Here is a 22,493-nt window from a genome sequence, read left to right as displayed (position 1 = left end):
GGCCCGACTTGCGCATCACCTGCACCGCCACCGCACCCGAAGCGGTGCGCACCTTGCGCACAAACACTCACCGGACCCTACCCGGTTAGTAAGCCAAAACCCGCCCTCCGCCACACAAACCAGCAGGTCACAGCAATTCTGAGCTCGAAATCCAACAGAGGTGTCCTAACTCAGGGCGACGACGACGTAAGGTGCGGCCGCATTGCGGTGCGCGAAGGTTCTTGCAACCGAAACCGGGCGGATTTCTGATGCCCCTGCCCGCAGCGGGCACACGCTGCAGCTTTCAATCCTCGATCAGCGGTCGCTTAGTTGGTCGATCATTGGTCCGAAGATCGCGCCAATAGTGGCTTGGGCCGTCGCGAATGTGTTGAGGTCGGCTGGGTGGCGTCCATGTGCTTGCTGCATTGTCAGCCGGGTCCGAAATGACGGTCTTGAACCGCCAGCGCACAGCTTCAAAGTCGGTGGAGGCCAGCCCGCGGGACTGCTCGAGTCGCGATTGGCCGACTGGCGACTGTCCCGCCTCGCTCGAGCAGTCCCGCCGGACTGGCCTCCACCGGATGCTTAGGCTAGGCGCCCCATTTGGCGGCTTCGGCCATGTCGCGGGCGTTCATCGCCAACGTGTTGGATTCATGCGTGGAGGCCATCGATTGATATGCGCTGACCAGTTCCTGCATGGACTGATTCCACTGTGCCTGCCAACCCTGATAGGTCAGCCCGGTGTCGCCCTGCCATGCATTGGACAAAGCGGATTGCTCGGTGGCTATGTCGGCACCCAGGCTGTGCAGTGTCCCTGCATACCCGGACATGTCCCCCGCATGAGCCATCATGGCGGGGTAGTTGTACATAATCTGCGACATCACAAACCCTTTCAAGAATTGACGATGGTGCTGGGGCTCAGAATCCCGTATAGGCCGACGCTGCAGCGGCATCGGCGGCCACATAGGTGCCGGCGGCGTCACCCAGATTGGCCTGCGCGATATCCAACAATGCGTTCACCTTGCCGGCCGCCTCCACAAAGCGGGCATGCGAGGCCTGAAATGCCGCCGCCGACTCACCTTGATGAAACGCCTGTGCCGACATCGCGGACTGCTCGGCCGAACTGATGGTGTGACGCATCAGGCCCGCCTTGGCGGCAAACGCCGACTGCGACGCCACCAACTGCGGAATATGGGCATCCAACAAACTCACAACAACTCTCCTTGGACTCGATTTTCCGGGGGCTTTTCCTGGTTATCTCACGGTCACACCGCTACGCCGATCAACCCCCCATCGCCGAGCGCTCCGACTAGCCTGTGCTCCCAGGTGGCCGGCAGCATCGGAATCTGCGCACCACCGCACTCTGCACCGATGGTGGCCAACCCGGCAACGGGTTTTCCAACCCCATTGATCAGTGTTCCGGCAAACCCCAGACCATCAGCGGCCTGATTGCCTGCAGCCACGGGTCCAGCCGGCGCGCTTTGCGCTGAAACCGCCGAGGCCAACTGGGCGTGCGACACTACCGCCGGCGCGCTTACGACCGGCAGCGCCGCATCGACTGCGACAGCCGACACCGGGGCCACCTCTGCGACCTGCACCGCGGTGCCGGCGCTTGCGGCAGCGGCCGGAATGGCCAACCCTGAAGCAACGTAAGTCGATAAGGCTGGACCAGCGAGTGCGAGATTGCCGATAATCCAGTTGACAATCAGCATGACACCCTGAAAAAACACCACCACGGGCGTTACGAAAAAGAAGGTGCCCATAACGGCCATGATGATTGGCGCGGCTAAAGGTAGCGCCAGCAGATAAAGCGCAACGGTGTAATCTCCCAACAAAGCCGCCACGCCAGCAGCAACCAAGAGTAGAGGCGAGATCAGAAGCACAGATGCGCTCGCCCAAAAGAATGCGAACATCACTGCTTCGCCGACGATCATTCCTGCGATGAGATTGAGAATCTCCCAGAAGGGGAAGGGGGTGAGGGCGGTTTGGGCAGCTGCGGCAACGGCGGTGCTGCCGGGTTTGAGGATGACTGGTGCCGGAAGTGTGTCGGATGTCGTTGCCAAAGCGGTCGCCGTGGCCGCCGCGTAGCCGCTCATGGTGGTAGCGGCTTGGATCCACATGCGCACGTAGTCGGCTTCATTGACCGCGATGGGGATCGTGTTGATGCCAAAGAAATTCGTGGCCAACAGCACCGCGTGGGTGGTGTGGTTGGCGGCCAACTCCGCCAACGTAGGCATTGCCGCCAGCGCAGTGGCATGGGCGGTGGCCGCGGTCTCGTGTGCGGCGGCCGCCGCCGCACTATCGGCGCTGGCTTGTATTAGCCAGGCCAGATATGGGGCGTGGGCCGCGACGCACAGCTCCGCGCTGGGACCCTGCCAAGCCCCGGCCGCCACCGCGGCCAGCACCATACCCAGTTCCTCGGCCGCGTCGGCATACTGAGCGCTCAGCGACAACCATTGCGCGCCGGCCGCCACCAACGGAGCCGGTCCCGGGCCTGCGCTCAGCAATGCCGAATGGATCTCTGGCGGGCAGGCAAACCACACAACCTGCATAAAACTGCCGCCGTGCATCACGATCGGACTCGGGTAGTTCATGTCAAACCAGCGGCAGGGGCATACGTCAGCGCTGCGGCGGCATCACCAACGGCATAACTGACCCCTGCCTCACCGATGCCCACGCCGGAGCGGGCCAACTCTTCGACACCCTCGGTGGCGATCCCCACGTGCTGCACACCGCAGGCGCTCAACCCCGCTGCAGCAGCTAGTGATACCGGATCGGCCGCCGGTGGCACCACCGCGGTGATCACCGGCGCTGCGGCAGCATGGGCAGCCGCCAACCGTGCACTCAACGCCTCAACCGCGGCAGCCGCAGCCGCCAAACCCTCAGGAACCACTCGCAATGTCAATTCGGTACTCCTCTTTCTCATGCTTTATGACTCCGCAGTTTTGCGGACATCGTGCGAATTCGCGGAACCCTACGACGCACGATTGCACCATGTCCGCCCACTCGGGGCAATGATGTGCCGATACATTCACCAACTCGGGTGATAAGCAGAAATAATCAACGTGCTACGGCGCGGATCGCGGCTCTCGGAGAATGGAGCGATTGCCTTCAGCCCCGAATCCCGCTGACAGATAACAAAGTTCGAGCGACAAAGCGAAGGTGACCGAAGAACGCAGCCGTGCTGACCGACGGGCGAAGTCAAGACTCTGACACGCTGGGCGTTGGCGCAAGTCGGTTGCCGCGGTCGGCGGTGCGGATACGGATTATCTCGGCGGGTACCGAGCGGCGCTCCAGTTCCGATGCGAAACCGATTGCGGGAGAGAAGAGATCATGTCAGGCCGTGCACCTGAGCCACACAACTTGCCCCTTGCGTCTTCGAGAGTTCGTGGGCCGGCGGGAGCTGGTTGCGCACGCCGACCGTCCGATGGGATCCAGAAGCGTTGTTTCTGAGTAGATTTCACCATTGTATTCGCCGCATGCAGGCAGCCGAGACCACCGGTCCGGTGATGGTCGCCGCGCAGCAGAGGGCCGCCACCGGACCGGAGCTGTGTGAGCACCGACCCCGCGCATCCCGAGTCAGGACCGTCGCGGACGGACTGCGAGCGGCATCGCCGCTATACCCCGACGGATCGTCAATTGGGCCTCGGCCGAGTTATGAGTTACTAGCTCAGGTTGGGTATCACGTCTGAAATCTCGCGCAACAACGCCGCTTTCCCTTTGGCGCCGACAATTCGCTTCACCGGCTGGCCGTCTTTGAACAGGATCATCGTGGGAATCGAGATCACCTGAAAGTCACGGGCCGTTTGCGGGTTGGCGTCCACGTCGAGCTTGGCTACCGTGAGGCTTCCCGAACGCTCAGCGGCGATCTCTTCGAGCACCGGCGCAACCATCTTGCATGGACCGCACCAGGTCGCCCAAAAGTCGACCAGCACAGGCTTATTGCTTGACAGCACCTCGGTGGAAAAGGATGCGTCGGAAACTTCGATTGTGGCGCCGGCATTTTCGGAATCGGTCATTGTTGTGCTCCAATCAGCGTGTCGGTATTGTCGGCATGCCCCGTTGCCTCGTGTTCGGCCAGCCAGCGTTCGGCGTCGATGGCAGCGGCGCAGCCGCTGCCGGCCGCGGTGACCGCCTGCCGGTAAGTGCGGTCAACCAAATCTCCGGCGGCGAATACACCGTCCAGCGAAGTGCTTGTGGTGCGGCCTGAAACCAGCACGTAGCCGTCCGGGTCGAGGTCGACGGCGTCGCGCACCAGCTCGGACCGAGGCTCGTGCCCGATCGCGACGAAGACGCCGGTTACCGGCAGCGCGGTGTGTTCCCCGGTGACGGCGTCGCGCAAGCGCAATCCGGTGACCGAGGTCTCGCCGTCCACGGCGTCCACGAGCGTGTTGGTCAGGATGCGGATCTTGTCGTTGGCCCGGGCACGGTTGAGCATGATCTTGGAGGCGCGGAACTCGTCGCGGCGGTGCACCAGTGTGACGCTGCGGGCAAACCGGGTCAAGAACGTGGCTTCCTCCATGGCCGAGTCACCGCCGCCGATGACGGCAATGTCCTGGTCGCGGAAGAAGAACCCGTCACAGGTGGCACACGAACTCACACCGCGGCCCAAGAGTTCCTGCTCGCCGGGCACGTGCAGGTAGCGTGCCGCCGCGCCCATCGCCAGGATCACGGCCCGAGCGCGGTGGGTTTCCCCGTCGGCGGTGACCACCGATTTGACCGGCCCGCCCAGCGATACCGACTCCACATCTTCCATGCGCAGGTCCGCACCGAACCTCAGCGCCTGTTCGCGCATCTGATCCATCAACTCGGGACCGGTGATGCCGTTGCGGAAACCCGGATAGTTCTCCACCTCGGTGGTGGTCATCAGTGCGCCGCCGAATGAGGTGCCTTCGAACACCAGCGGAGCCAGCTGTGCCCGGGCCGTGTAAAGAGCGGCTGTGTATCCGGCAGGACCGGAGCCGATGACGATCACATTGTGAACGGTGTCTGGATTAGCGGAGGCGGCGGTCATGCGGGCCTTTCGGGGAGGGATAGCTGGTCTCGGACGTTTATGAACGCCAGCGTAGGCACTGGTGTTCCCGTTCGCGCGTTGGACGGTATCGACATGGCGTTATGAGCCGGTGCTCCGCACAACCCGGACAACCGTAGTACTGGCCAACAGGCCGGTATCGGCGGCGCTGCAGTTGAGCGCCACCACGTAGACCGCCAGGGTGTCCGGGGTGTCACCGGGTACTACCAGCAGCACACCGGGGCGGGCGTTGATGTCGGTTGGTCGTGCGCCCAGTACCGGAGTGGACGCCGGGTAGCCCAGGCCGTTCAGGCAGGATGCCCGCCGCGACGCATCGGCGAGAGGGCCGTAGTCGGGTGGGCGCCGCAGCAGATCCAGAAGTTGGTCGGGCGGCAGCGCGACCACCGGCGGCGACGTCGATATGGTGATGTGCATTGCGGTGGTGGGGGTATTCGGTGCCGGTGCGGGCGAGCTGATTAACGCGGCGGTACCGACGCCGATCGCCGCGACGGCCGCGCAGAATCCGGCGATGCCGGCAAGGATTTTCGCCGGGCGGGTGTGCGGGCGGGAGGCGTGAGCGACGCGCGACTCGCCGGCAGCGGCAGCCCGCAGGGCCGTCGCGATCTTGGCCGTGACATCGGCGGGGGGGTCCGGCGCCGAGTTCGGATCGGTTCCGGCGGTCGCGACGTCCTGACGCACCTGCTGCAGGGCGCGCAGAATTGCCGCGGCCGCAGGGTCGGTACGGACTCGTCGGCGGATGTCAGCGGCGGCGGCGTCGTCGAGCAGACCGGCCTGCAGGTCGGCGAGGAGTTCGACGGTCAGCGGCGGGTTTGCGTCGGATTCGTGGTCGGTGCCGGTCATCCGCCCCAGTGTCCGTCATGCACAGGTCGGTCACCATGTGCGGCCCGCGCAGCAACCCGGTGGGCTCGTTGGTCCTAACCGGCGTCGACGGCGCTGGCACCGGTGTTGAGGTAGCCCAGCAGCCGCGCCAGCCGTGTCCGGCCGCGGGCACAGCGGCTCTTGACGGTGCCCTCGGCCACACCCAGCATTCGTGCCGTGTCGGCGATCGAATAACCCTGCATGTCGACAGCGACCACCGCCGCGCGTTGCTCAGCCGGAAGCTGTAGCAGTGCGCGCTGCACCAGGATCGCCGTCTCGACTCGGCCCGTGGCGTCCGGAACCGGATACACGTCGTCGAGCGGGGCGGTCGGCCGGGCCTTGGCCTGGCGCAGCCGGTCCAGGCAGGCATTGACCACGATGCGGTGTAGCCAGCTGCTGACCGCCGCGTCATTGCGGAACGAGGCAGCGCACCGGTGCGCCGACATCATCGCCTCTTGTAGTGCGTCTTCGGCGTCTTCCGGGGTGCGGCTGGTGAGCCGGGCCAGTCGGTACAGGTGGCGTCGATGGCGGCGGAACAACTGCTCGAAGGCGCGGTGCTCGCCGGCGACGAACGCCGACAGCAGTTCGGCGTCACTGCGTTCCCGCCCGCCCCCAAGACCCACGGCCGGACAGTAACCAATCGGTAGCCGCAAAGCACTTCACTTTCCGGTGGCGCTGTGCGGAAGTCAGGAAGCGGCCTGGACGGTGATCTCGGAAATGTCGGCGCGGCTCTTGCCGTCGGTAGTGCCCAACGTTGAAATCCACACCAGCAGGTTCGATGTCGGCGATGCCGACTTGACGGCAATGGTGTTGTGACCGGGCTTGAGCGCGGTGGCGGAGGTCAGCACGGTGGTGTCGTCCAGCTTCGACGGGTTGGGCGTCGGCGATGAGCGAATCTCAACCTTGGTCCCCGTGCTGGAAATGTCGATGGTGACGGCACCGACCGCTGTCGGCTTCGGTAGCTGCAACATCAAACCCACGCCGTTCTTGAAGGCCGGGAAGGGGACAGCGTCGGTATAGGTGTCGGTTTGCCAGGCGGTGCTGGGATTGCCGTCAATAGCCAGATCGGCCTGGCCCGGATTGTCGGCTTCCCCGTCGGGGGAGAAAACGGTGGCCTTAGTGGGTTTGACGACGCTGCCGGCGGGGGCAGAACTGGGCTCCGACGCCGACGAGGTCTGCGTGTTCAGGCCGAGCTGATCACGATTGAGGCCGGTGCCGACGTTGCCGAATACCTGCTTGATCACCGAGACCAGGACCAGCAGGGCGACCAGCAGAATTGCGGCGCCGGCGCTGATGCCGATCAGCAGGTTGCGGCGACGCCGCGCGTAGGCTTCGCTGTCCTCCGCGAAGGAGCGGCGGGGGGAGGCCGATGGGGGTGTCTCGACCGGACCCAGCACCTCGGTCCGGTCCGCTACCGCGGTAGCCTGCTGCAGCAGGTTCAAAAGTGTTGATGCACTGCGTATTCCGCCGTCTTCCTGTACCGACCGCACTGCAACGGCGGAAATCTGAAAGGGAATGTCGCGGTCGACGACGGTTGGTTCGACAGGTGCACCGGACGCGTCCCGCTCGGCCGGGGGAAACCCGCTGTGGCTCCCGGACTCCGCCAGTGGCCACTGGTTGACCAGCAGGGCATACAGTGCGGCGCCGATCCCTCGGATGTCGTCTTGCGGGTTGGCGTCGGGCATGGTGGCCGGGTAGGCCAGCACCACGTCGCCTTCGATGCTGACGCGCACCCGGCTGGGATGGTCGATCGACAGGGCCACCCCGGCGCGATGGGCCGCATCGGCGGCCGCGGCCAGCGATTGCATCGCCCGGATGGCCCCGACCGGCGACGGCGCGGTGTCGGCAACCTCACGCAGCGAACCACCACGGATCCATTCGGCGACCACCAGGCCGCCCGCGCCGGTGTGCAGGACGTCGAGCACCCGCGCGATACCGGGTTTATCGATGCGGCTCAGCCGCAGCGTGCGGGCCAGGATTGCCTGGCGGACCTCCTCGGGCAAGGCCCCCTCAGGGTCGACGAACGTCAACGCCACCTGGCGATCCAGCGCGGTGTCCAGCGCCTGCCAGAACCTCAGATGCGGAGTACCGCCGTGGAAGATCAGCAGCCGGTAGCGCCCGTTGGCAATTCGGGCCCCCGGAACCAGGCTGACGTCGTCGCGGGCCACCGCCGGTTCGGGACCGCGTTCGCGGGGCGCATCGAACGGGATCGGCCCACGGGCGTCGGCATCGCCGTTGAGCCGGTCTGGCCGGCGGGGCCGCGAAGCCCCGCCCCGATCGGGGTCGGCCGGAATGTCGGGCTGGAAATCGTCGGCGACGGGCCGCGGAAGGTCGGCGCCAGGCACCGAGTCGGACGAGGCGGCACTATCCGATGGGCGGTCGGTCACCTCCGGTCCTTTCGCTATCCCGGCTCTGATTGCCGGAGGGCTGCGCCGGATCGGATGATGGACCGCACTTTCCCCCGGCGGGGACGACTTTCTTTGCTCAGGGTACGTGACGCGGTAACGGCCGGATGATGCATCCGCCGCAGTGACCTTGCCCGGAACAGGTTGGCCAGGCCTAACGCCGAGGCGGCGCTGGATCGCCCGCTGCGCCGCCCGAGCCTCCGGGACCTGTGCGCCGAGCATGACCGCGGCCAGAATCGGCACCATGATCAGCGCCAGGATGAGCAGCCGTAGCAGCGAACCGGCCCCACCGCCGTGGGCGGTCAACCGGGCGAGGCCCAGCAGGCGATCCGCGACATGGGCGAGCAGGCCGGCCAGCAACGAGGCGGCGGTCGTCACCAGAATGGTGTGCCCCTCGTGGGCGCCGATCAGCTGGCCGCCGCGAGGCCGTAGCGCCCGTCGCAGCAGGTAGTAGCCGACCGTCGCGCCGGTCAGGAAACCGAGGCCGTTGGCCAGGCCCAGATAGCCGGCAACCAATTCACGGTCACCCGTGACGTGCGGGGCCAGCAGCGAGGCGAGGATCTTGACGCCGGTGATGACCACGATGATGACGATCGGGGTCCAGGGTTGCTCGCGGGCGTAGAACACCCGCAGTTGCAGCAGCACCAGCCCGTAGGGAATCAAGGTGAACGCCGACAACGCGATCGCGGCACCCAGGTATCCGGCGTCGACTTGACCGAAGTGTCCGTAGGCGAACAACGCACTGCCCATCGCCGGCCCGCCGACGGTCATGAACGCCACCGCGGGAATCAGCGTGATCATGGTCAGCCGGGTGGCCAGCGACAGGTCGGCGAGTACGGCCGAGACGTCGTCAGCGGCGGCGTTGCGGCTCAGCCGCGGCATGACCACGGTCAGCACAGTCACGCCGATCATGCCGAACGGCAGCATCAGCACCAGCCAGGTGTAGTTGTAGATCGCCGGGCCGGACGCCGCGGCGGTGCTCGCAATCTGGTTGCCGACGACCAGACCGAGCTGACTGATCAGCACATACAGCACCATCGCGGCGGCCATCGCGCCAAATCGCTTGAGCCGCTGGTCGATTCCCCACAGCGGCCGCAGGCTGATGTGCTCGCGCTTAATCGCCGCGAGCAGCACGGCGGTTTGGGCGAACACCCCCAACGTGGTGCCGATTCCCAGCACGAGCAGCTTGGCGTTGCCCATCTTGACCGGATCGACCGACAGCTGCCCGGGGACGGCCAGATACACCCCCAGGGTCGCGATAGCGACCACGTTGTTGACGACGGGCGCCCACGCCGGCGGGCCGAAAACGTTGCGGGTGTTCAGGATTGCCATGAACACCGAGGACAGGCCGTAGACGAGGACCTGGGGGAGTAGCAGATAGGCGAAGGCGGTCGTCAGTGGCTCGTTGACTTGCGGGTTGCGGCCCAGCATCAACCGCACCAGCAGCGGCGCGGCGGCGACCGACAGCGCGGTGGCCACTACCAGCAGCGTGGTGGCCAACGTCACCAGCCGGCGCACGAACGCGGCGCCGCCGTCGGGGTCGTCCTGCTCGGCGCGGGCCAGCACCGGCACGAAGATCGCAGTGAAGGTGGCTTCCAGGACCAGCGCGGCGACCAGGTTGGGCAGTTGGTTGGCCACCGAGAACGAGCTGGACAGCGCGGCGCCCAGGATCGCGGCCAGCAGCACTATGCGGGCGAACCCGGTGAGCCGGCTGATCAGCGTCGCAAAGGCCATTCCCCACGAGCGTGACACCAGGGCGGCATCTGATAGCTCGGTGCGGCGGGGCGCCGGCTGGTGATCCGGGGGCTGCGGCGCTGGATGCACTCGCCGCGGCGCCGGTTTCATACCCGGTGCTCTTCTTCGACCCGACGATCCAGCGCAGTGTGCTGTTCGCGGTGCCTGGCCGGGGGCGGGTCGGGGCGGTCCAGGTCGGCGGGGTCGGGCTGGCCGCGGAACCGATGCCAAAGCCGCCGTCCGGCCAGTGCCACCAGTACCGCAGCGGCGGTGAGAGTGATGGCGAAGAGCACCTTGCCGTAGGCGTTGGAGTGCACCGACAACCGCACCGGCTCGCCCAGCGCCATGCCGTCGGGGGTCTTGAGGGTCACGTCGATGGCGACCCGCTGGGTGAAGTTGACTTCGATCGGTACCCGCAGCGGCAGGTATCCGGGCGGCAACTCGATCTGGCCCATGTCGGTGACCGTCATGCCAGGGGGAGCATCGACTTGCAGCTTGACCCGGATCGGTACGGCGAGGCCATTGTGCAGCGCTAGCGGAAGCGGACTGTGCTCGGTGGCCAGGGTGTAGGAGCCGCCCGGGTTGACGATCGTGACCGCACCGAAGAAGTCGTTGATGGTGTCCCCCACCACGGCCAGCCGCTGCTGGGCCAGCCCGTTGCGAGTGTCCGGGGGCACCGACTGGCTCAGCGCGCGCAGCATGTCTTCGCGAAGCGGCGCGGTGTACTGCACGCCGGTCAGGCCGGTGCGGTCGTCGGTGGACAGCGCCGCGGTGAGCCGCCACAGGCGGCCGACTTGGCCGGCGATCTGCGCGGTGATGTCGTCGCCGAACCGGCCGCGAGCGGTGGCGGGGTTGGCCTCGGTGCCCAGGGGCTGTGGTGGCTCGGTGTGCGCCGCCGCGTCGGCGATCAGTGCCGGCAGCGGACGCGGCACGGCCAACCCGGCGTGAATGGTGGTGGCCAGTGCGGTCAGGATGGACTGCGCGTCGTCACCCTGCAGGTTCCACGTCGCCGGTGGCACCAGGATCTGCGTACGTGGCGCGGCGTCGGGGGACAGACTGCGCCACAGCACCGCGCCCACAGCGTCCTGGCGCCGGGCGGTGGCCGAGTCGTGACTGATGTGGACCGACAGTGAAGAGTCCAGGTAGGTGGGAGTGATCGGATTGGCGCCTGCCGCGGCCAAGGCGGCGCCGACGGCCGGGTCGAACGGCGCGACGACCAGCTGCGGGGACAGCCGCCGTGGCGTGATGTCGGCGGTGCCGCGGGTCCCGTCTTGGGCGGAGAAGTCGGCCGCCGCGATCGCGACCATGCCGTCGTCGGCGCTGAGCAGGTCGACGGCGCGGCTGGTCAACGGCCCATCGGGCATCAGAGTCGCGCCCCGTACGGAGTTGACGTCGAGAATCTTGTCGACGATGTCGGCGGCGCTCACGGTGGCGATCGTGCTCAACCCGGCGTCGTTGACCCGCTGCAAGGCGTCCAGGTCGGCCTGGGCGTAGGGCAGCGGCGCCACGCAGGTGCGATGAGCCAGTGCCCGTAGCCGGTTCAGCCAGACGGTGGCCGCCGCTTGGCCGGTTCCCGGGTGGGTGGGGGTGCCGGGCAGCTGTCCGGATCCGTCGGCGGAGTCGGACACGACGTAGCCGGCAGTCATCGCGTTGACGGTGACGAGCAGATCCGGGTCGATCGCCAGACACAGCGCGCGGGTGACGGCGCCCTCGGGGTCGACATCGCGAGTGGTGGCGAGTTCGGCTGCGGACAGCAGGGTGTCCAGCCGGCCGCCGTTGGCCAGCGAGTTCGCCAGGTCGTCGTCGACGAGGCGGACCGGGATGGTGCCGCCGGGGACACCGGGGGCCAGCCGGGGTCGGTCAGCCAGCGGCCAGAGCATGGTGATCCACACCGGCTTGGTGGTCTCCGGCGCCACGGCGGAGTCGAAATCGGCTGCCCGGTCGGGCGGCACGCCCACCACGGGCAGCAGGAACCGGGCGTTGTCGAGGCGGGCGGGCGCTCCGTAGTCCGGTGTTCCGTTGACGTTGACCAGGATCGGGAAGATGCCTGGCTGGTCGATGGTCAACGACGGCTTGGTCAGCGAGCGCAGCGGAGCCGACAGGGTGAACCCCGCCCCCTGTCCGCGCTGCAGTTCCGGGGCCACCGTGAGGAATTCCGCGGCCGGCTGGTACTGGTCGGTGCTGCCGTCGAGCGAGGTGCGCAACGCCGCCGGCGAAGTGACGGCCGCGGCGTGCTCTAGCCGGACCATCACCTCACGGACCGGGCGGTCACCGATGTTGGTCACCGTGCCGCTGACGCTGATTACCGGGTCGCTGGTGGTGGTGACGACGTCCGGGGTCACCTGGTCGATCCGGACTTGCACAAATGGTGTGGGGCTGGGTTCACCCGCGGTCGCGCGCGGTACGTTGAGCACCGCCACGAAACCGGCCACGATGCCGACGACTGCGGCGAGGCGCCACAAACCGGCCCAGGGCACTCGCAACGCAGTCACGGCCCGTGGGAGTTATTTCGGCTCGGCGGCGATCCGTCGGCGTGCCGGGTGCGGGAGTGGGTCTGCGGCCGTCGCCGCGGTGAGCTCGGCGGAAGCGGCGGAAGGGCGGCCGGGCCGTCGGTCTGCAACTTGTCGATCAGTTCGTCGGCCACCTCGGCTAGGCGGCGTTCGTCGGCGTAGGCCAGCCGGGACGGCAGTTCCTGGATGGGCACCCAGGCCACCTCGGCGACTTCGAGATCCTCGTCGCAAAGCTCGCCGCCGAGAAAGCGCATCAAATAGTGATGCACGGTCTTGTGCACCCGGCGGCCGTCGGTGACGAACCAGTAGTCGATGCGACCCAGTGCGGCCAGCACGCTGCCGCGGATTCCGGTTTCCTCGGCGACCTCACGGATCGCGGTCTGCTCGGCGGTCTCGCCCATTTCAATGTGCCCTTTGGGCAGCGACCACAGCATGCGTCCGCGTCGGTCGATGCGGCCGATCAGCGCCGCGACCTGCTCATCGCGCGGTCCGTCGATGCCGTCTATGACGAGTCCGCCGGCAGATGTTTCGTGGACCGTGCGCAGCCGGTCCGGACGGCCGCGACGGGAGCGCTGCCGGGCCGGTTTTGCCGATGCCGGCGTGGGGGCGCCGTTGCTGGCCGCTTGGGTGTCCGTAGCATTTTCGGCGGAACCCGCCACGCCACGACCGCGGCGCCGGCCCCGGCGTCGACGTGGTTTGGCTTGTTCGCCCTGCGACACCCAAGCGATATTAGCTGGCACGGGCTGGTCAACCGGATGTACTCGCCGTCGTGGGCCGGATCGTTGGTGCAGGTTCGGGTGGCCAGGTCGCGCGCGGGCACGCTGGTGGGTGGCCGGCCCTGGACGAGGCGAGTCCCGTCGGCCACTTACGTCACAGGAGTCTCTGATTTGGTGGGACGCGCGATGCTCAGCTTCGCGCGGCTGCGCCGCGGCCATCCGACTGAACCCCGCTCGGTTGATCGGCCTCCCTCGACGAGCCGGCAGATACCCCTCAGCTACCTCTCGATGCCACGCTGATCGATTCCCATTAGGCTGATCGAACGTGCCCGACACCGTCCAGGACGCCGACCTGATGACCGCAGCCGCGGTCGCCCTCAATCGGCATACCGCCGTGCTTCGCGAGCTCGGATCGGCATTCGCCGAAGCGGGCCACGAGTTGTATCTGGTCGGCGGTTCGGTGCGCGATGCATTGCTGGGCAGGTTGAGCCCCGATCTGGATTTCACCACCGACGCCCGTCCCGAACAGGTGCAGAAGCTCGTGCGCTCCTGGGCCGATGCGGTATGGGACACCGGTATCGACTTCGGCACCATCGGGGTCGGCAAGGACGCCTACCGGCTGGAGATCACCACCTTTCGGGCCGACAGCTACGATCAGGTGTCGCGGCATCCCGAGGTGTCTTTCGGCGACCGCCTCCACGACGATCTGGTGCGCCGCGACTTCACCGTGAACGCCATGGCGGTGCGAGTCACGCCGAAAGGTCCGGGCGAATTCCTTGATCCGCTGGGCGGTTTGGCGTCGCTGCGGGACAAGGTGCTCGACACTCCGGCACCACCGTCGGAGTCCTTCGGCGACGACCCGTTGCGCATGTTGCGCGCCGCGCGGTTCGTCTCCCAACTGGGCTTCACCGTTGCGCCGCGGGTGCGGACGGCGATCGAAGAAATGGCCCCGCAGCTGGGCCGGATCAGCGCCGAGCGGGTGGGCGCCGAACTCGACAAGCTGCTGCTCGGCGACGACCCGGTCGCCGGCATCGACCTGATGGTGCAGAGCGGAATGGGTGAGGTGGTGCTGCCCGAGGTCGGCGGCATGCGGATGGCGATCGACGAACACCACCAGCACAAGGACGTCTACCAGCATTCGCTGACCGTGTTGCGGCAGGCGATGGCGCTGGAAGACGAGGAGCCGGACCTGGTGCTGCGCTGGGCGGCGCTGCTGCACGACATCGGCAAGCCCGCCACCCGCCGACACGAGGCTAACGGCGGGGTGAGCTTCCACCACCATGAGGTGGTCGGCGCCAAGATGGTCCGCAAGCGGATGCGCGCGCTCAAATACTCCAAACAGATGATCGACGACGTCTCGCAGCTGGTGTACCTACATTTGCGGTTTCACGGCTACGGCGACGGCAAGTGGACCGATTCCGCGGTGCGCCGCTATGTCACCGACGCCGGACCGTTGCTGTCACGGCTGCACAAGTTGGTGCGTGCCGACTGCACGACCCGCAACCAGCGCCGGGCGGCCCGGCTCCAGGCCAGTTACGACCGGCTGGAGGAGCGGATAGCCGAGCTGGCCGCCCAAGAGGATTTGGCCCGGGTTCGCCCGGATCTCGACGGTAACCAGATCATGAAGCTGCTCGACATTCCGGCGGGCCCGCTGGTGGGTGACGCGTGGCGCCACCTGAAAGAACTGCGACTGGATCGCGGGCCGCTGAGCACCGAAGAAGCTACCGCCGAACTATTGGCCTGGTGGAAAACTCGGGGGAACCCGTAGCTCGGGCGTTGCGTCAGAACGGTTATGGACTACTGCTTGGGCGCCGACGACGGATCCGCGGACATCTGGAATCGCGCTGTCGATCTCGACCTCGACGGTGACGGCCGGCTCGATGCGATAGCGCTGGATTTGGACGGCGACGGGATGCGCGACGATGCGCTGACCGATTTCGACGGCGACGGGATGGCCGATCATGCCGTTCTGGATGTCGATAATGACGGGACGCCGGAGAGCTACTTCACCGATGACGGGTCGGGGACGTGGGGGGTCGCGCTCGATCGGGGCGGACAGGTGCGCTGGTTTGGGCTGGATGGCGTCGAGCACACCGGCGGTCCGCTGGTCGACTTCGATGGGTACGGCCATGTGGACGACAGGTTGATCGACGGCGACGGCGACGGACTGGCCGACCGGGTGCTGTGTGCCGGGGACGAGGGTGTGACCGCGTATGTCGACACCGACGGGGACGGGCATTGGGACGTACGGCTGCGCGATGCCGACGGCGATGGCGCCGCCGACGGCGCCAGCCCCTTGTGAATTGACCGGCACACGCACTGCCGTTAGCCTGGCCCGCAACTGCCAAGCCAAGCCGGCATCAATGCTCTCCGAAAGAGGTGGCGATGTTCGTTGACACTGGATCACTGCGCTTGGGGGCCAACGATTCTCACCGTGCGGGTGACCATGCCCAGGACGGAGCCGGCTGTCTGTCTAGCGGACCACTCCTGTCGGGGATGTTTGGGGAGTTTGCCGCAGCCGAGGCATTTCATGGCGCGGTCACCTCGGCGCATGCTCAGCAAGTGAAAACGTTGCAGGCACACCAAGATGCGCTCACCGCGGTCGGCGGCAAAGCGCGTCGAGCTGCGGTGGGGTTCACCGGGATGGATGAGCGCAACGCCGCGCAGTTGCGGGCGGTGCGATGCAGCTCCGCTACATAAGCATTCCGTTATCGATCGGCGAGGCCGGCGGTGATCCCTGGGCGATTGACTCCAGCCTCCAAAGTGGGCGGCCCCGCACAGATTTCCGATTTAGCGCCTCGTCACTTCCTCCCAACTTTTTCAAAGTCGCGAAACGGCACGCAGTCAGCCCGTGGGTCCGCTATGGCGTTCCGAAGTCTCGGGTTACACCGGCAATCCGGTCGATGACCATTCCCACTACTTCGACCACGGATCAGAATCGCTGTTCAGCATCTCTGACGTGGTTTCCGGTCACGGGGGTGCGCTACCGGCGCGAGGGGATGACCTCGCAGCATCGTGGTGAATACGAGATGGGGGAGTGGTTCGACTTCGAAGCGTTGCGATCGGCGACCAACGGGGACCCTGCCAGTCCGGATCGCCGTCGCGGCGATCGGAATCGGCCTTGCGCTCGGCGGATGTGCTGAAGTCGTGCATCACCCGATTTCGCCGCAGTAGGCGCGTGCCCAGGCTGTCGATGCGGCCGCGACATCGTCAACTCCCTTCACCCCGAGGTGACCGAGGCGACATTCAGTTACCAATCATGTAATGACCAGGGAGAGCCCCCGGTCGTGGGGTGGTGGACTTGTCGTTTTGGATGTGCGGTGTCTCGCGCGATGGACCGGCCGATCCTAAGACGGTGATCTCAACGTTGGTCGCTGGCGGGTGGAGCGCCGACTCCGATTTCATATCCCATTCGCCAGCACTGCGAAAGAAGGACGTCAACGCACCACGTGGCCATTGATCTGTCCCCGGCCTACGCCCGCGTCGCTCGCGAGGCGCTGCCTCAGGCCGTGGTGATCGCTGACCGGTTCCATCTGGTCAAGAAGGCCAACGACATGGTCGATGCGGTGCGCCGGCGGGTCACCTGGATCCAGCGGGGCCGCCGGGGCCGCAAGGCTGATGTGGAGTGGATCAACCGCCGCCGGCTGGTGCGCGGCGCGGAGCGGCTCACCGCCGAGCAACGCGCCACGCTGTTCGCCAAGCTGCTGGGTGCCGACCCAAATGAGGACATCGCAGCGGCATGGATCGCCAAAGAGATGCTGCGCGAACTGCTCTCGTACGCCGACCGCGGTGGGCTGCGCTACGAAATCACCGCCGCCCTGAACCGGTTCTACCAATTCTGCGCGGCCTGCAAGGTGCCCGAGGTGATCAGCTTCGCCCGCAGCATCGAGACCTGGCAGGACTCGATTATCGCCGCCGTGCAGGCCGGGCTGACCAACGCCCGCACTGAGGGCTACAACCGCATCGTCAAGCACATCGGGCGCATCGCGTTCGGCTTCCGCAACCCCGCCCACCAACGCCGCCGAGTACGGCGAGCCTGCACCCGCTGATCACGGCGAGTCACACCCAGCCGGCACCAACGCCACTGCTAACTGCGAAGAGCCGAATATGTAGTCGCTTCCGGCATCGGTGATCGCGGTGGCGGTGTTGGTCTGGGTGTGCATCGCATCGAGGGCCACCACCGCCCCGTCGCGATCGCAGTGTCCCAAAAGAGTTCGCGCGGCGGGTATTTCATTGCTCTTGACGTCGACGGCGAGCTGTCCGAGCATCACTGCGGCACGGTGGTTCAACGCTGCCACCAGGTGTGGCGCCTTGCCCTCGGGGCGGGTACGCGCACCGCGGATCGTTTTTTCGTCCACGGCGATCACGCGGCGCTGGTCGACGATGAAGGTTCGGATCCACATCCACACACCCAGCGCCCGGTCGAATGCGTCGGCATCGATGCGGGCGAACAGTTTGCGCAACGTCGACTCGTCTGGGGCGCTACCGCCGCTGAGTCCGAACAAGGCCAGCTTGTCGGCCACGGTTTCTGCGGCCCACTGGCCGATCGCCGCAACGAGCAGCAGCCGGCGACGGTGGCGGTGACCGCCAATGCCAGCATTCCGGCCAATGAGTAGCGGACCCCGCGTCGGTCGCGTGGATCGGGTACGGTCTCAAGGGCTTGCAGCAGTCGCTCGTGGCGTGTCGGGTTCGTATCGGCGGGCGGTGTCGGTGAAGATGGCACGCGGGTGTGGCCTCGGGCTTGGATGGTTGGCATCGCAACCTGTATCCAAGCCCGTTGGTCACACCCATCACAGCAGCCACGCCGATCACACGACGACAAACTCCGAGGTCACAGACCTGCGCGCCGACCCTTCCGGGACCCTGGGGTGCGACCGGGCCGCTTCGAAATCCCATAAATAGAATAAATAGATTCATTATCTTTTTAGATTGTCTTCTGCATTAATTTACCGATAGGCTGACCCCAGATTCGAATTAGGGATTCCATATAATGGCGGATCGCTCTAAATGGCTCGGCCTGACATAAATCGCGAGATTGTGCACATAAAAATAAACAATTGAGCAAAGATAACAACAGCAACTATCACGACGATGACTAGATCTCGAAATACCATGGCTGCCCAGGTCTGTTCTTGACGGTCGTTGAAATCAAGAATTGGGTTGATTTAAAGTATTCACTACGAGAGACCAGCGATATAGATAGATCTCAGGAGGAGCAGCTGTGTCATTTGTGAGCATCGCGCCGCACGCTTTGCAATGCGCGGCAACCGAACGGCGGCAACGGCGGAGCAGGCGGAACCGGAAACCAGGCATCCGGTAACGGTGGTGATGGCGGTAAGGGTGGGGTGTTATACGGCAATGGGGGAAACGGTGGGACTGTTGGTGCTCATAGCCATGGCACTGGCGGTAATGGTGGCGCCGCAGGATTGCTCGGCGACGACGGCGGCGACGGCGGGCGTGGCGGTGCGGGCGGCATGGGCGGGCTATTGTACGGCAACTCGGGATCAGAAGGGTTGACATTCCCGGTCTCGGAAAGTGTTGATCAAGCGTTCGACCTGCGAAATTGCAGGCGCGATCCGCAACAGTGGCAAGGTGCTAAACAATAAACGCAGTTTATGGCTTCATCAAAATAATAATTTGCAGGTAGAGAGTACCCCATCTAGTTTTGTCGTTATTATACATGAACCGGGCGAGGGGCGCCGAGGAAAGAAGCTAAGAAATGCAACCAATAATAAGCCAATACGAGGTAATAGGGCACCTCTGGGGCGACCCAGGGCCAGGCGTCAGCGGCACTGGGTTGGTTACGTATCCGCATTGATGACAGAGGAATTGCCCATCGTTATTGGCAGTGATGCGGGGTACATATATGGAAAAATTTCTGCTGCGAGCGATGCTGGAAATGATTGACTGACATTCACGCTTTTACGCGCGTTTAACTGACGAACTTGCGTGGAGTAAATAGAAAGTAAAGTGAAAGGAATAATTTATGCGACGGAAACATCCTTGTGCCACGCAATCGACAGCTTTGTCTACCGAGCCGGCTGACACTTGTCGGTTAGAAGTAAGCGATTCAATAACCTTAAGCGGAAAACGAGATCGGAAAGTTCAAGGTCGGATAACCAAAGTTGCAATCGCCGCGATGGATACCCTTGCTTTTACCGGTGCGGTAACTGGAACTGGAATAGAGCCCACCGCCTCCAGTAACTCAAAGATCGGACGACTTGATATCGCCTTACTAGCTCATGATATTTTCAAATTAGACACCTGTAGCGGTAGCGGTAGCGGTAGCGATAGCGGCTCTACCAATTTGCCTTACGACCCAACGTCTATAACCAATGAAACGACTCAGCTCCCGAGTCAACAAACACTGGCTAACGTAGAAGTATTGGTCTTCGAAGACTACGATTATTCAGTTTCAAAGCCAAACGAATTGATAATCGAAAACAATGTTCCAAGACCAAACGAATTGATAATCGAAAACAATACAATTGAAGACAACAACAGTGGTAATTCCGAGCCGATTCGCGGGCTGGATGATTTTGCGGATTTCAGTAATCCTTTTGAAAGTGCCAGGTTTTCTGAAGATTCTCGCGAGAATATGGCGGCACACACTTATGAAATGGACGGATTTCTGATTCGAGGTGATAAATATTACGCCAATGATGACCCTCGGTTTTGGGACCCTCAGGCGCCCTCAACGGAAGAATATTTTGTAATGCCTAGACTGCAAAATAACATAGAGCTCACCGATGAAGAGCTAGATGATTATGGCTTTAAGAACTAACCCACGATCCACGGATGGATGCTATGGCGTGAATTGTTGATTTTGATCTTGATTTGTGGCGCGGTAGGGATGCGACGACCGCTGGTCTGCTCATGAGCGATCCGATCTCGATGCTGGGTGGCAAAACAACGATCATGATTTGGCAATGTAGTTTAACCATCACTACGGCCGGGCTGGTCGCTCCATCTTAAGAATAACCTCACTGCCACCGATAATTCCAGTGATAACTGCATCACGACAGGGAAACAACATATTTGTGTTCAGGTTATGATAACGCGGTAATAGCGCAGTTAATGAAGTCGTTGGTGAGCTGTGGTAATCGATGACATTCAGCAAAATTGTTAGATGCGCTGAGTCCAGAAAGAAGAGCAAGTTGCCGAGCGCCGGGTGGATTACTTTGCTGGTGTTGATCGCCATGATAATTGGTCTCGCAATCAGCAAATGGCCATCAGAGATGATTGCCTTAGGCTCGGTTTTGATACTAGTCATCTCGGGCGTAATTTCACCAAATCAAGCGATTGAAGGATTCTCAAATTCGACAGTAATTCTTGTCGGCGCATTGCTCGTGGTTGCCGAAGCTATTGATGCTACTGGCGTTTCCGCTTGGATTACCAGTATCATCAGCTCGCGTACCGGCAGTAACAGCACCTATATGTTGCTTGTGACGATGGCCGTAGTGGCCCTGCTGGGTATTATGATCAGCACAACCGGCGCAGTTGCTGCTTTTATCCCTGGTTTGGTTATGACCAGCAAGCACCTTGGAATTCCCCCGTCGGCGACCCTCATCCCAGTGCTCTTCGCCGCGAAGACTGGGTCGCTACTGGTTGTCATCGGTTCTCCGATTAACGTTGTAGTTGCCCACGCCATACAGGACTCGGGCGCCAGAGCGGTAGGCTTCTTCGACTTCGCCCTGGTCGGCGCACCGCTGCTAGCCCTTACGATTGTGATCCTACTTATCACCATCCGATGGTTACCTCATCGGCAACCGGCCATCGTGCCCATAGATCTATCGGGGCACGGGGAGACGCTGGCCCAGCATTACGGTCTTGATCACGTGATTCATCTCCGTGTCACGGCTGACAGCGTTCTGGCCGGTGCCCAGATCACCGATGAGATGTTGCTCGGGCGCCGGTTCAAGCTGATGTCGGCAAATCATTACAGCGCCACACGATGGAGTCGCGTAGGGCGCGCTATCACTCCAGGGGAACTCCTTACAGCGATCGGGGACCGCGGCTCGATTGAAAAGTATGCTGAGCAATACAGCTTGGATATCGTCGACCAGCATTCAGGGTCTGAGCCGCTTAGCAACTTCTTCGACGCTCACGGCGGCATCGTAGAGGTAATGGTTCCTCCGCGGTCGCGTTATGTTCAACAGCAAGTCAAGGTAGGTCAACAACTGTTCGGAACAGATGTGACTGTGCTGGCCGCACACCGGTTTGGTCATGAACTGGACTTACCCGCAAAACTCCACGTCGGTGACACGCTGTTAGTTGAAGGATCATGGGAAAGCCTCGAGGCGACATCTGTGGATCCCGATGTACTTCTCGTTGACGCTCCAGTGAATGTGCGCCGACAAGCCGTTAAACTGGGTCGAGGCTCCTTCCGCGCGATCGGGATTCTCAGTGCGATGGTCGTCGTAATGGCTGCCGGGCTATTGAGCGCCGCACTCGCCGCATTAGCAGCCGCGGGTATGATAATGATCACCAGAGTGATCTCACCGCAAGATGTGTATCAACGAATCCAGTGGAGCGCCGTATTTCTGGTCGCAGGAATGCTACCGGTTTCAGCGGCCATAAAGCAGTCCGGCTTGGCCGATTGGGTGGCGCACGCTATCGAATGTGCCGAGAAAAACCGGGGACCGACAATGCTTCTAGTGACGATTTTCGTCACGAGTGTGTTCTTTAGTCAGTTTCTGACCGGTAATGTCACTGCGCTGATTATGGTGCCGATTGCCATTTCGACCGCAGCAACGATCGGCGTAAGCCAAGTTCCGGTATTAGTGTGTGTCTTGATCGCCTGCACCGCATCGTTCCTGACACCCACCGCTGGTCCAGCAAATCCTTTAGTAATGGGGCCGGGCGGCTACCGTGTCACCGACTATGTGAAAATCGGACTGCCCCTAACTATGTTGTTCTTCCTTGCGGCCGTCTTTTACGTACCAATGATCTGGTCGTTTTGAGATCGCCGTCGACAGGGTCCCCGACAAGCGGGCCGGTTGCCGCAATCGCCGCCGCCCGCCATCGACTGGCCCCATAAGAATGCGCCGCTCCAACAGCTGCTCCCCTGAGTTAGGACATTTGGTTTAGTAAGCCACTTTGATGCCGAGGTGGGCGAGGATTGTCCGCTGGGGCTCAGGGATTTCGGGTGGGAAGGTCTGACTGGCGCCGTTGATGGTGATGGTCGCTGAGCGCAGCGGTCGCAGTTGCTTGATGATGTTGGCGATGGCCAGCCCACTGCGTTCCTGAATGCAGTGCGCGA

The 22,493-nt window shown here is 63.6% G+C and carries 18 protein-coding genes and 2 pseudogenes; 7 read left to right on the top strand and 13 right to left on the bottom strand.

What is annotated here, in order from left to right; translation table 11 throughout:
- Positions 1-566 precede the first annotated feature (566 nt).
- The 11 genes from EET13_RS00105 to EET13_RS00055 form a co-directional block, all read right to left on the bottom strand.
- The gene (locus EET13_RS00105) at positions 567-857 is read right to left on the bottom strand and encodes a WXG100 family type VII secretion target (RefSeq protein WP_122440370.1); all 291 of its coding nucleotides are present in this window, start codon (positions 855-857) and stop codon (positions 567-569) included.
- Between the two features lie 37 nt (positions 858-894).
- On the bottom strand, positions 895-1,188 hold the full coding sequence (esxG, locus tag EET13_RS00100) for a type VII secretion system protein EsxG (RefSeq protein ID WP_122440369.1): 294 nt from the start codon (positions 1,186-1,188) through the stop codon (positions 895-897).
- A 53-nt stretch (positions 1,189-1,241) separates the two neighbouring features.
- Positions 1,242-2,528, bottom strand: coding sequence for a PPE family protein (locus EET13_RS00095; protein ID WP_122440372.1), 1,287 nt, complete (start codon positions 2,526-2,528; stop codon positions 1,242-1,244).
- Between the two features lie 38 nt (positions 2,529-2,566).
- The gene (locus EET13_RS00090) at positions 2,567-2,881 is read right to left on the bottom strand and encodes a PE domain-containing protein (protein ID WP_122440368.1); all 315 of its coding nucleotides are present in this window, start codon (positions 2,879-2,881) and stop codon (positions 2,567-2,569) included.
- A 760-nt stretch (positions 2,882-3,641) separates the two neighbouring features.
- A complete protein-coding gene (trxA, locus tag EET13_RS00085) occupies positions 3,642-3,995 on the bottom strand; it encodes a thioredoxin (protein ID WP_122440367.1) in 354 nt (117 codons plus the stop codon).
- Positions 3,992-4,990 (bottom strand): thioredoxin-disulfide reductase, encoded by a 999-nt coding sequence (gene trxB, locus EET13_RS00080; protein ID WP_122440366.1) that lies wholly within the window; start codon positions 4,988-4,990, stop codon positions 3,992-3,994. Before trxB ends, trxA begins: the two co-directional genes overlap by 4 nt.
- Positions 4,991-5,089: 99 nt before the next feature.
- Complete coding sequence (locus EET13_RS00075) at positions 5,090-5,848, bottom strand: hypothetical protein (protein ID WP_122440365.1); 759 nt, start codon at positions 5,846-5,848, stop codon at positions 5,090-5,092.
- 74 nt (positions 5,849-5,922) lie between these two features.
- Positions 5,923-6,489 (bottom strand): RNA polymerase sigma factor SigM, encoded by a 567-nt coding sequence (sigM, locus tag EET13_RS00070; RefSeq protein WP_211186561.1) that lies wholly within the window; start codon positions 6,487-6,489, stop codon positions 5,923-5,925.
- A 63-nt stretch (positions 6,490-6,552) separates the two neighbouring features.
- Positions 6,553-10,116 (bottom strand): lipid II flippase MurJ, encoded by a 3,564-nt coding sequence (locus EET13_RS00065; protein ID WP_122440363.1) that lies wholly within the window; start codon positions 10,114-10,116, stop codon positions 6,553-6,555.
- Positions 10,113-12,497 (bottom strand): hypothetical protein, encoded by a 2,385-nt coding sequence (locus EET13_RS00060; RefSeq protein ID WP_122440362.1) that lies wholly within the window; start codon positions 12,495-12,497, stop codon positions 10,113-10,115. The genes EET13_RS00065 and EET13_RS00060 overlap by 4 nt, the downstream gene beginning before the upstream one ends.
- On the bottom strand, positions 12,494-13,234 hold the full coding sequence (locus tag EET13_RS00055; RefSeq protein WP_122440361.1) for an NUDIX hydrolase: 741 nt from the start codon (positions 13,232-13,234) through the stop codon (positions 12,494-12,496). The genes EET13_RS00060 and EET13_RS00055 overlap by 4 nt, the downstream gene beginning before the upstream one ends.
- A 322-nt stretch (positions 13,235-13,556) precedes the next feature.
- Here EET13_RS00055 and EET13_RS00050 point away from each other — a divergent pair, with 322 nt between their 5' ends.
- From EET13_RS00050 to EET13_RS00030, 5 genes and pseudogenes are all read left to right on the top strand, one after another.
- The gene (locus EET13_RS00050; protein ID WP_122440360.1) at positions 13,557-14,999 is read left to right on the top strand and encodes a CCA tRNA nucleotidyltransferase; all 1,443 of its coding nucleotides are present in this window, start codon (positions 13,557-13,559) and stop codon (positions 14,997-14,999) included.
- Positions 15,000-15,023: 24 nt separating this feature from the next.
- Positions 15,024-15,533, top strand: a complete 510-nt coding sequence (locus EET13_RS00045) for a pullulanase (protein ID WP_122440359.1) — start codon at positions 15,024-15,026, stop codon at positions 15,531-15,533.
- An 83-nt stretch (positions 15,534-15,616) separates the two neighbouring features.
- A complete protein-coding gene (locus EET13_RS00040; RefSeq protein ID WP_122440371.1) occupies positions 15,617-15,931 on the top strand; it encodes a DUF2563 family protein in 315 nt (104 codons plus the stop codon).
- Positions 15,913-16,374 carry a putative alpha/beta hydrolase gene (locus EET13_RS32670; RefSeq protein ID WP_122440358.1) on the top strand — a complete coding sequence of 154 codons (462 nt, stop codon included), beginning with the start codon at positions 15,913-15,915 and terminating at the stop codon, positions 16,372-16,374. The genes EET13_RS00040 and EET13_RS32670 overlap by 19 nt, the downstream gene beginning before the upstream one ends.
- Positions 16,375-16,662: 288 nt before the next feature.
- Positions 16,663-17,280 (top strand): annotated as a pseudogene (locus EET13_RS00030) (ISL3 family transposase); the annotation flags it as partial.
- On the opposite strand, the gene EET13_RS00025 reads toward EET13_RS00030, so the two are convergent.
- On the bottom strand, positions 17,281-17,754 hold the full coding sequence (locus tag EET13_RS00025) for an ISAs1 family transposase (protein ID WP_244603705.1): 474 nt from the start codon (positions 17,752-17,754) through the stop codon (positions 17,281-17,283).
- A 1,616-nt stretch (positions 17,755-19,370) separates the two neighbouring features.
- Here EET13_RS00025 and EET13_RS29785 point away from each other — a divergent pair.
- Both EET13_RS29785 and EET13_RS00010 read left to right on the top strand, forming a co-directional pair.
- The gene (locus tag EET13_RS29785) at positions 19,371-20,015 is read left to right on the top strand and encodes a hypothetical protein (protein WP_136623068.1); all 645 of its coding nucleotides are present in this window, start codon (positions 19,371-19,373) and stop codon (positions 20,013-20,015) included.
- 322 nt (positions 20,016-20,337) lie between these two features.
- Positions 20,338-22,194, top strand: a complete 1,857-nt coding sequence (locus EET13_RS00010) for an SLC13 family permease (RefSeq protein ID WP_122440356.1) — start codon at positions 20,338-20,340, stop codon at positions 22,192-22,194.
- A 123-nt stretch (positions 22,195-22,317) separates the two neighbouring features.
- Here EET13_RS00010 and EET13_RS31080 read toward each other — a convergent pair.
- Positions 22,318-22,493 (bottom strand): annotated as a pseudogene (locus EET13_RS31080) (IS1634 family transposase); the annotation flags it as partial.

This window comes from Mycobacterium attenuatum, assembly GCF_900566085.1.
Lineage (GTDB): Bacteria > Actinomycetota > Actinomycetes > Mycobacteriales > Mycobacteriaceae > Mycobacterium > Mycobacterium attenuatum.
The sequence above is the reverse complement of the archived record's forward strand: the minus strand, read 5'-3'. Positions and strand labels throughout refer to the sequence as shown.

Coding starts and splice junctions, on each gene's coding strand:
- EET13_RS00105 (WP_122440370.1), bottom strand. CDS start 857: ATGTCGCAGATTATGTACAACTACCCCGCCATGATGGCTCATGCGGGG.
- EET13_RS00095 (WP_122440372.1), bottom strand. CDS start 2,528: ATGCAGGTTGTGTGGTTTGCCTGCCCGCCAGAGATCCATTCGGCATTG.
- trxA (WP_122440367.1), bottom strand. CDS start 3,995: ATGACCGATTCCGAAAATGCCGGCGCCACAATCGAAGTTTCCGACGCA.
- trxB (WP_122440366.1), bottom strand. CDS start 4,990: ATGACCGCCGCCTCCGCTAATCCAGACACCGTTCACAATGTGATCGTC.
- EET13_RS00075 (WP_122440365.1), bottom strand. CDS start 5,848: ATGACCGGCACCGACCACGAATCCGACGCAAACCCGCCGCTGACCGTC.
- EET13_RS00065 (WP_122440363.1), bottom strand. CDS start 10,116: ATGAAACCGGCGCCGCGGCGAGTGCATCCAGCGCCGCAGCCCCCGGAT.
- EET13_RS00045 (WP_122440359.1), top strand. CDS start 15,024: ATGGACTACTGCTTGGGCGCCGACGACGGATCCGCGGACATCTGGAAT.
- EET13_RS00040 (WP_122440371.1), top strand. CDS start 15,617: ATGTTCGTTGACACTGGATCACTGCGCTTGGGGGCCAACGATTCTCAC.
- EET13_RS32670 (WP_122440358.1), top strand. CDS start 15,913: ATGCAGCTCCGCTACATAAGCATTCCGTTATCGATCGGCGAGGCCGGC.
- EET13_RS29785 (WP_136623068.1), top strand. CDS start 19,371: ATGGATACCCTTGCTTTTACCGGTGCGGTAACTGGAACTGGAATAGAG.
- EET13_RS00010 (WP_122440356.1), top strand. CDS start 20,338: ATGACATTCAGCAAAATTGTTAGATGCGCTGAGTCCAGAAAGAAGAGC.